The sequence below is a fragment of the Paraburkholderia humisilvae genome (assembly GCF_902859855.1).
GTDB lineage: Bacteria > Pseudomonadota > Gammaproteobacteria > Burkholderiales > Burkholderiaceae > Paraburkholderia > Paraburkholderia humisilvae.
Map to the genome: position 1 here is coordinate 1 of NZ_CADIKH010000291.1, position 1,830 is coordinate 1,830.

Genomic DNA, 1,830 nt, shown 5'->3' on the forward strand with positions numbered 1-1,830 from the left:
CTTGAGCGCTGCCAGGGCAACCTTTGCCTTGAACGCTGGCGAGTGGGTCCGTCGGTTTCGCTTCGTCATCTTCTGGTTCCTTGTTGCCGGCCATTATGGCCGACTCACGCCACAGCTTTTCCACTCACCGAACTGTCCGAATTCTCGAAGCCACCTCTATCGGTGGCTCTGGTGCAAATAAGCAAGCTGGTTGAGAAGTTTCCTATTTGCAGGATATCCGCGGCGTTGATGACACATCAGGACGTCGACGATGCGGGTGTGCTGCCCGACCAGATTCCCGCTGATGTGCTGGTTCAAATTGTTGGCAGCGACGGCGCGTACGACACGAAGCAGGGCCATGCAGTGATCGCCGCACGCGGAGCTCAACCCCCGATTCCTCAGCGTGAAGGCGCGATGCCATGGCCGGAGCGCACGCCCGGCGCGGGCTGGCGCAACGGGGCCATCACCGCGATCGCCAAAGGCGGCCGCTCCGAATGGAAAAAGTGCAGCGGCTACCGCCGGCGCTCGCTCGTCGAGAACCTGATGTACCGGCTCAGGACGCTCAAGGGCAATAGCCTGTGTGGGCGCGACGTATCGGTATGCAGGCAACCGGAGTCGCGATCCGCGTAGGCGTGCTCAACCACATGACGGCTCTCGCACGTCCGCAATCCGTTCCCATCGCCTGAATTCAACATCAATGGCGTACCTTCACCTTCAAATTCGATTTATGCAACATGTATGGACGCTCCCGGCTTGTCAAGCGATGTAACCAGTAATGTGCAGGAGGTCGAGATTGCAGCCATGTATCCGGACTCGATGTCAGGCTCATGCCTGCCGTCCCTGATGCAATCCGCCGGTTGACGCCTCATCAACGCCGCGAGCCTTGTGCTCGTGTTGCATATCAGGCTTCTGCCAACCACGGTCTGACCGTCTTGCCATCACTGTTTGATCGCCCGGGCAATCGGTTCTCTGGAGAGTTATCGGTGTGTTGCGATTCCTGAATTCAGGCATGCACTGTCGATCTTGCTGCGGTGGGCACATGCTCAGGGTCGAAGTCCCGTTGCTGCGTCAGCAGTGCCCAAACGATTCGCGCATTCTTGTTCGCGAGGGCAACGGCCGCCACATTGACGTTGCATCGCCCGCGCAATGTCTGAAGCCAACGGCTCATCGCGCTGTTGAGTTTGCTTCCGTAAATCACCGCACGAGCCCCGTGGATAAGCAGCGTACGCAAATACACGTCACCGCGCTGATATGACTCCGGATGTCAATTGGGATCGGTTTTCAAGGGCTACTCCGTGACTGAAGCAAATTTCCTGAGGGCGTGTTGCCTTTCGCCGTAAAGGAGCCGGGTGTTTTCGGCGTAATGGGCCAGCGAAAGGCGCCTGATTCGGAGCTCGAACGGGGATCAAGAATCCTTGTTTTTACCTCCTTTGGCAAGAGTTGATTTGCTGTCGGGCATCGGACGTGGAACGCGGTAGCTCTCGCCGTCGAGCACGACGCGATAGGCGGCATGTCGCAGCCGATCGAGCGTTGCGGCACCGGGCATCTTGTTGGTCGCGAACGCATCGCCCCATTCTGTAAAATCCAGATTGCTGGTCAGGACGGTGGATGCGCGTTCATACCGTTCGGCAATCAGATCGTGGAAGTCTTCGTCTTCGGGAGTGCGCATGGGTTTCAGTCCGAAATCGTCGACTAATGTTGCGCGCAACATTACTTGATTTATGTGCAGCGCGCGGTTATGTGGAGAGATCGTGCAGCAAGGCGAACCCGCCTGGTTTGAGCATGCCTTGACTGCACATAACAGGTCAGAGTCTACGCAGCCAGCCAACCAGGTCAGCGCCGTTCCAGATG

1 protein-coding gene and 2 pseudogenes are annotated in these 1,830 nt (G+C 57.9%); 1 reads left to right on the forward strand and 2 read right to left on the reverse strand.

Annotated features, from left to right (window positions below; genetic code table 11):
• Window positions 1-210: 210 nt before the first annotated feature.
• Window positions 211-665 (forward strand): annotated as a pseudogene (locus HV796_RS41990) (transposase); the annotation flags it as partial.
• A 317-nt stretch (window positions 666-982) separates the two neighbouring features.
• On the opposite strand, the pseudogene HV796_RS45230 reads toward HV796_RS41990, so the two are convergent.
• Window positions 983-1,228 (reverse strand): annotated as a pseudogene (locus tag HV796_RS45230) (IS110 family transposase); the annotation flags it as partial.
• 156 nt (window positions 1,229-1,384) lie between these two features.
• The coding region (locus HV796_RS41995; RefSeq protein ID WP_246356394.1) for an ATP-binding protein at window positions 1,385-1,830 on the reverse strand (446 nt) is incomplete at its 5' end.